This is a genomic window from Empedobacter sp. UBA7620, from assembly GCF_002484185.1.
Lineage (GTDB): Bacteria > Bacteroidota > Bacteroidia > Flavobacteriales > Weeksellaceae > Empedobacter > Empedobacter falsenii_C.
On the sequence record NZ_DLJI01000036.1, the window covers coordinates 53,378 to 59,914 of the forward strand.

Below are 6,537 nucleotides of genomic sequence, written 5' to 3' on the forward strand. Positions count from 1 at the left end.
AAACGAGCACCCATCGGAGTTTTGGTATCATCTAAAACATTTAATAACGTAACACCTTTTGGGTGTGGAGAATAAACCAATTCGAGATTGCGAATCGTAAATGGATCCATCCAAACAAAACTATCTTGATTAAGACGCTGAATAGATGTTAAGTGCTGAATTTCGAAATGATGCGTATCGTCCAAGTAAGCTAAAATAGCACCAGCAGAAATAATTCCATCTTTTAAATCCTCGATTCCAAAACCTTTAAGATTCTTAGTTTTGAAAAGATTGGTTAATTTATCAATTGCAAAATCATATTGAAAAGCCCAATCATCCAACAAAAATTTACTTTTGACATCAGAAAAATTATATTTGACACGTTTCTGGTAAATCACTTCACTTGGACGAAACGATTGAATAATTTTTGCCACTTGATCTTCTTGTCCTTCAGAAACTAAAAATTCTCCAGTCGAAACATCTAACAAAGCTATTCCAAAAGCTTTATCACCTTGATGAACAGCCATCAAAAAGTTATTCGATTTTGACGACAAAACCTCATCTTGCAATGCAACACCAGGCGTAACCAATTCTGTAACACCTCGTTTTACGATACCTTTTACCATCTTTGGATCTTCGAGCTGATCGCAAATTGCAACACGCAAACCAGCTTTCACCAATTTTGGCAAATAAGTATTCAAACTATGATGAGGAAAACCTGCCAAAGCACTATTATCAGAGCCGTTGGCGCGTTTCGTTAAAACTATATCTAAAATGCGAGAAGCTCGCACAGCATCTTCTCCAAATGTTTCGTAAAAATCTCCCACACGGAACAACAACATCGCATCAGGATATTTCGCCTTAATCGTGTTATATTGTTTCATTAGAGGAGTTTCCTTATTCTTTACTACTTTTGTCAAATTATTATAAATTTTGAACAGCTAAGTTAGTTAAAAACGAAGTGATGAGAAAACTAAAATTAGACGAATTAGGTCGCGTTTCTGCGGAAGAATATAAAGCTATTGAAAAACATCCGATTGTTGTGGTGTTGGATAATGTAAGAAGTATGCACAATGTTGGTGCGGTTTTTAGAACTTCGGATGCATTTTTAATTGATAAAATTTATTTGTGTGGAATTACAGCAACTCCGCCACATAAAGAAATTCATAAAACGGCAATTGGTGCAGAAAATTCTGTTGATTGGGAATATGTAAAAGATTCGAATGAATTGGTTACAAAACTAAAAGAAGATGGTTACCAAATTGTAACGATTGAACAAACAGAAGGTTCTGTTTTGTTGAATGAATTTGAAGTTGACCAATCTCAGAAATATGCAATTGTGATGGGAAATGAGGTTGATGGTGTACAACAATCAATCATTGATCAATGTGATACGTGTATCGAAATTCCACAATCTGGAACAAAACACTCTTTAAATGTTTCTGTTTGTACAGGTATTATTTTGTGGAAATGGTATGAAGGATTTATGAAATAGCGGTAAGCAAAATAAAAAAGACTCAAATCATATGATTTGAGTCTTTTTTATTGGTTAAAAATTCACTGAAACATTAATCCATTCTGGATCAAAATCAGCATTGTATTTTTTGTAGAAATTAATTGCAGGCTCATTCCAATCCAACACTTGCCAAACCATTCCGTGGTAATTATTTGCTTTTCCGTAAACAATTAATTCATCTAACAATAATTTTCCAATTCCAGAACCGCGCATTTTTTCGGTTACAATTAAATCTTCCAAATATAATCTTCGTCCTTTCCAAGTTGAATAACGGTCGTAATGCAACGCAATTCCTTCTACATTTCCGTCCACTTCTGCGACCAAAGAGCCCCAAACTGGTTTATCTCCAAAACCACATTCTTCCATTTCTTCTAAGGTTACCGTTACTTCTTCTGGCGCTTTTTCGTATAAAGCTAATTCGTGAATTAACTCTAAAATTCGAGGGCAATCTTCTTTTCTTGCTTCTCGTATTGTTATATTTTTCATTATTGTGTGATGTTATTTAGTTATTCGTTATTCGAAATTAGAAGTTCGTTTTACGAAACTTGAAATTAGTTATTTAAAATATAACAAAATTCCCACCTCGTATTTCTAATTTCGTAACTAGATCGTCATTCCAATTTCAATTCCTTTGATACGGCGATACAATTCTGTTGCGTAATTATCAGTCATTCCCGAAACATAATCCAAAATTCCCATAACTTTTTGATACTTTGTTCCTTTTTCATACAAAAACTGAGCAGGAACTAAACGCAACGCTTTTTTCTCAAACGTTTTGCGTTCTTTTTCATCTTTCAAAATTGGTGGAATAAATTGCGAAAGTAATTCAGACATTACATTATAACCTGCATTTTCTATTTCGAGAACAGAACGATGGTTGTAAATGTTTTCAATAGAGAAACGTTGAATTTCGTCCAAAACTCGTTTCGTTACTTGTTCCGTTTCATTTTTAATGACATCTAATAGCGCCGTTTTAAATTCACCTTTTACAATCTGATCAAAATTATTTTGGTAAACTTCAACCGATTTTTGCGTCAATAAATTAATTGATTTGGCACGTAAATACGCTATTCGATCATTTTTATCTGAAATAGATTTTAATGTATTTTTTGTTTTATCAATTTGTGAAGGATCTAAAGATTCTACTAAATTCAAAAATAATTTTCGGCATTTATCATGGTCAATAATTCCTAAACGTTGCGAATCTTCAACGTCTATAATCGAATAACAAATATCGTCAGCCGCTTCTACCAACCATACAAACGGATGTCGCTTGTAAATAATTGGCGAATCTTGTTCCAAAATCATATTCGTTTTTTCAGCAATTGTTCGGAACGCATCTTTTTGTGCCTGAAAAAATCCAAACTTCTTTCGATGCAATTGACTTTTATCTTTTGCAACCGATTCGCACGGATATTTTGCTATCGCAGCCAACGTAGAATATGTCAAACGCAAACCTCCTTCCGATTTTCCATTTTGTTGTTGTGTTAAAATTCGGATTGCATTCGCATTTCCTTCAAAATTGATTAAATCAGCCCATTCGGCTTCAGTAAAATATTGTTTCAAATCTGTTTCGTGACGATCAAAATAAGAGGCAATTGCATCTTCGCCCGAATGTCCAAAAGCTGGATTTCCAATATCGTGACACAAACACGCCGCCGAAATCACATCGTGAATGCTATATTTATAAAATTCTTGCGACTCTTTTGTTAATTTATAATTTTCGGAAATAAACTTTCCAACCAAATTTCCCATCGAACGCCCAACAGACGAAACTTCCAACGAATGCGTCAATCGATTATGAACAAAAACACTTCCTGGCAAAGGAAAAACTTGCGTTTTGTTCTGTAAACGACGAAAGGCAGACGAAAAAATAATACGATCATAATCGCGCTGATATTCTGATCTCGCATCCGACGTATCGTTTGTATTACTGCGTTGATTGGTGTAAATATGATTTAGAAGTTCCATAAACTGATTTAGAAAACGAATTTAACGAATAATGTTCAGTCCTAAAAAAATCCGAACGGTTTCGTTCGGATTTTTGGTTTTATTTAATATAATAGTATAATACTTCAGAATCAAAAATACTTTTTTTAAGTCTTATATTTTCAACTTCATTATTCGGTATCTCAATATCTCCTAACGAAGTTTTTTGAAAATAATAATAAATCTTACCATTATTAGCTTCTAATTTTATTATCGGATCATTGTGATCATAATATTTACTCGCATTCTTAATTGGATAATTTATTGCCAAAGCTTTATCTACATTAATATAAAAGTCCTTGAAAAATATAATCGAGACAGAATAAATAAAACAAAAACATAATATAAAAATTAAAAACCTAAATGCAATAGGTATCTTTCTATAGACAAATGCTAAAACAATACTTGTTAATATAGAAAAAAACACAATTATACTAGAACTAAAACTACTATTACCATACAATGGATACTTTAAATTAAAATATAATTTCCCGAAATAAAAAAAGATATTTAAGAACGCTATAATTACAACTAAAAGAATAAGTATTTTTTTATTCATATAAAAACTATTACCAACTACCAGAAGCGCCACCGCCTCCGAAGCTTCCGCCTCCGAAGCCACCAAAGCCGCCACCTCCACCAGATGATCCACCCCAAGAACTTCCTCCTGAGCCGAAACCTCCGCCACCGAAAACAGAACTTCCTGTGTTCATGATGATAATATCGTCTAACAAGCTTCTTCGTCTACCTCCATTTCCGCCATTATTACCTCCTCTACCTTTCGAAATAATAATGAAGATAAAAATGAAAAATCCTATGGCAAAAATCAATGCAAACCAATCCATTTCTGGTTCTTGAGATTTAGGTTTGTCTTGTTTGTATTTCCCTGCAAAAGCTTGAAAAATAGAATTGACTCCAGCATTTATTCCGCCAGCGTAATCGCCTTGTTTGAAATACGGAATAATAACATTGTCAATAATAGATTTGTTGACACTTGGTGGTAGATAAATCTGAGCCGAATAACCTGTTCTAATCGTAATCTTACGATCTTGTTCACTCAAAACAATTACCACTCCATTATCTTTTCCTTGTGTACCAACTTTCCATTTTTCACCAATATCATTTGCAAACATTTCTAACGGATAACCATCCAAAGATTCAACTGTTAACACCAAAATTTGCGTAGAAGTTGAATCATCATAGGCTACCAATTTTCGTTCTAATTCATCCAATTGCATTGCATCAAAAACATGTGCATAATCTTGCACAAGCTTTTTAGGCGGATGTTTCATATTAACCAATTCATCAGGTGTTTGCCCAAAAACAGTTAAAATGGAAAGAAAAAAAGTTAGAAAAAAGTATTTAACTGTAGCTAATTTCATCTGGTAATTCGTTTGTATCATCCTCTTGATGAGGAAAATATTTCTTAAGTGCTTTGCCGGTTTTCTTAATTCCTTTGCAAAGCCCTTTTACATAATGTTCTTTTTTGAAATGCTTGACAACATCTGCTTTTATATCGTCCCAAAAATCGTCTGGCGTTACATTGTCAATTCCTTCGTCTCCAACAATTGTAAAATTGTGATCAGTTGGCGAAACATGAAACAATACACCATTTCTATCTTTGGTTTTATGCATTTCCAATTGCTCGAAAACTTCTAAAGCTTTGTCAAAATGATTGAGAGAAGATTCGAATTCAATATGAATTCGAATTTCCCCACTTGTATTTTTCTCGGCTTTCTGAATAGCTTCGATTATTTTTTTTTCATCTTTTGAAGAAAGAAATTTATGTTTCTTTTTTCCCATAATGATTAGAATTCTACTTTAGGAGCATTTTCAGATCCTGCAGCAGCTTTGAAATAACCTTTTTTCGTAGCACCTGTAAAACCAGCGATTAAGCTGTTAGGGAAAGTTACAATCATGTTGTTAAATTTCTCTGCAGCATCGTTGTATTTTTTTCTTTCAAATAAAACTTCTTGTTCGATAGAAGATAATTCTGCTTGTAAAGAAGTAAAATTTTGATTGAATTTAATATCTGGATATTTTTCAACAGAAACCAATAAACGGCTTAATGTAGATCCTAATTGATCTTGCGCTTGTTGAAATTTCGCAATATTTGCATCTGTTAATTGACTTGGATCATCAATTTTAATTTGATTAGAAGTCGCTTTTGCACGTGCATCAATTACAGCTGTTAACGTTTCTTTTTCCATATTCGCTGCACCTTTAACCGTGTTCACTAAATTTGGAACTAAATCTGAACGTTTTTGATATGTATTTTCTACATTCGACCATTGTTTTTGCACACCTTGGTCTGTTGTTTTGATCGTATTCGAAACTCCAATTCCCCAGAAAACGATTCCTGCAAGAAGTAAAAGAATCACTCCACCAATAAGACATCCTTTGTTTTTCATAGTATTTTTAATTTATTATTACGTAAAAATAGTGTTTTTTCAACAATATTTTATCAAAAATAAAGCCGAGCTTATTTCGAAACTCGGCTTTAATATTTTATGGATTTTAAACGTTTAATTTAATAATGTTTTTGCCCAACTTTCTTCGATTGGTAACAACCAATTATTTTTAAAATCATTCAAAGAAGAAATTCCATTATTGAAAACTTTTACATTTTTGATTTCTCCTTCTTTTACTTTTTGTTTGAATGTTGGTAATTTTTCAATAAAAACTTCTTCCTCATTTTCATACGAAACTAACATTCTGTTTAATAAATCAAACGAATAATCTGCATCAATTTCACGTACGATTTTCGTTAATTTATCGATAGAACAACCACTTGCTGTCGCTTGATTTTCGTCTACACCAACTACAATAAATTGATCGTAAGGTAAATCAAAATCAGCTAAAAGTTCAGCGCCATGCGCATTCCAATCTGCTATAAAAGTATTTAGTTTAGCTGTAATAGCTTGCTTTTCTTCTGTTGAGAATTTACGATTGGCTTGAAAAATCCAAATTCTTGAATCGTCTGCTAAATTCATTTTCTCTTTGTTTAAAATTTGTGTTTCAAAGATACGGAAATTTTAGATGTTAGATGTTAG

7 protein-coding genes and 1 pseudogene are annotated in these 6,537 nt (G+C 32.7%); 1 reads left to right on the top strand and 7 read right to left on the bottom strand.

Features of this window, described 5'->3' with window-relative positions; translation table 11 throughout:
* A pseudogene (locus B2217_RS08815) lies at positions 1–863 on the bottom strand (DNA mismatch repair protein MutS); the annotation flags it as partial.
* Between the two features lie 80 nt (positions 864–943).
* On the opposite strand from B2217_RS08815, the gene B2217_RS08820 reads away from it, so the two are divergent.
* A complete protein-coding gene (locus B2217_RS08820; RefSeq protein WP_180904990.1) occupies positions 944–1,474 on the top strand; it encodes an RNA methyltransferase in 531 nt (176 codons plus the stop codon).
* A 54-nt stretch (positions 1,475–1,528) separates the two neighbouring features.
* Here B2217_RS08820 and B2217_RS08825 read toward each other — a convergent pair whose 3' ends face one another.
* The 6 genes from B2217_RS08825 to B2217_RS08850 form a co-directional block, all read right to left on the bottom strand.
* Positions 1,529–1,981: a GNAT family N-acetyltransferase gene (locus B2217_RS08825; RefSeq protein WP_291122349.1), complete on the bottom strand. Its 453-nt coding sequence runs from the start codon at positions 1,979–1,981 to the stop codon at positions 1,529–1,531.
* A gap of 117 nt (positions 1,982–2,098) precedes the next feature.
* A complete protein-coding gene (locus B2217_RS08830) occupies positions 2,099–3,466 on the bottom strand; it encodes a deoxyguanosinetriphosphate triphosphohydrolase (RefSeq protein ID WP_180904992.1) in 1,368 nt (455 codons plus the stop codon).
* Positions 3,467–4,053: 587 nt separating this feature from the next.
* On the bottom strand, positions 4,054–4,866 hold the full coding sequence (locus B2217_RS08835) for a TPM domain-containing protein (protein ID WP_180904993.1): 813 nt from the start codon (positions 4,864–4,866) through the stop codon (positions 4,054–4,056).
* Positions 4,847–5,287 (bottom strand): TPM domain-containing protein, encoded by a 441-nt coding sequence (locus tag B2217_RS08840; protein ID WP_180904994.1) that lies wholly within the window; start codon positions 5,285–5,287, stop codon positions 4,847–4,849. Before B2217_RS08840 ends, B2217_RS08835 begins: the two co-directional genes overlap by 20 nt.
* A 5-nt stretch (positions 5,288–5,292) precedes the next feature.
* Positions 5,293–5,895 (bottom strand): LemA family protein, encoded by a 603-nt coding sequence (locus tag B2217_RS08845; protein WP_180904995.1) that lies wholly within the window; start codon positions 5,893–5,895, stop codon positions 5,293–5,295.
* Between the two features lie 114 nt (positions 5,896–6,009).
* Positions 6,010–6,477 (bottom strand): hypothetical protein, encoded by a 468-nt coding sequence (locus B2217_RS08850; RefSeq protein WP_038332024.1) that lies wholly within the window; start codon positions 6,475–6,477, stop codon positions 6,010–6,012.
* Positions 6,478–6,537: the final 60 nt, after the last annotated feature.

Coding starts and splice junctions, on each gene's coding strand:
- B2217_RS08840 (WP_180904994.1), bottom strand. CDS start 5,287: ATGGGAAAAAAGAAACATAAATTTCTTTCTTCAAAAGATGAAAAAAAA.
- B2217_RS08825 (WP_291122349.1), bottom strand. CDS start 1,981: ATGAAAAATATAACAATACGAGAAGCAAGAAAAGAAGATTGCCCTCGA.
- B2217_RS08830 (WP_180904992.1), bottom strand. CDS start 3,466: ATGGAACTTCTAAATCATATTTACACCAATCAACGCAGTAATACAAAC.
- B2217_RS08820 (WP_180904990.1), top strand. CDS start 944: ATGAGAAAACTAAAATTAGACGAATTAGGTCGCGTTTCTGCGGAAGAA.
- B2217_RS08845 (WP_180904995.1), bottom strand. CDS start 5,895: ATGAAAAACAAAGGATGTCTTATTGGTGGAGTGATTCTTTTACTTCTT.
- B2217_RS08835 (WP_180904993.1), bottom strand. CDS start 4,866: ATGAAATTAGCTACAGTTAAATACTTTTTTCTAACTTTTTTTCTTTCC.
- B2217_RS08850 (WP_038332024.1), bottom strand. CDS start 6,477: ATGAATTTAGCAGACGATTCAAGAATTTGGATTTTTCAAGCCAATCGT.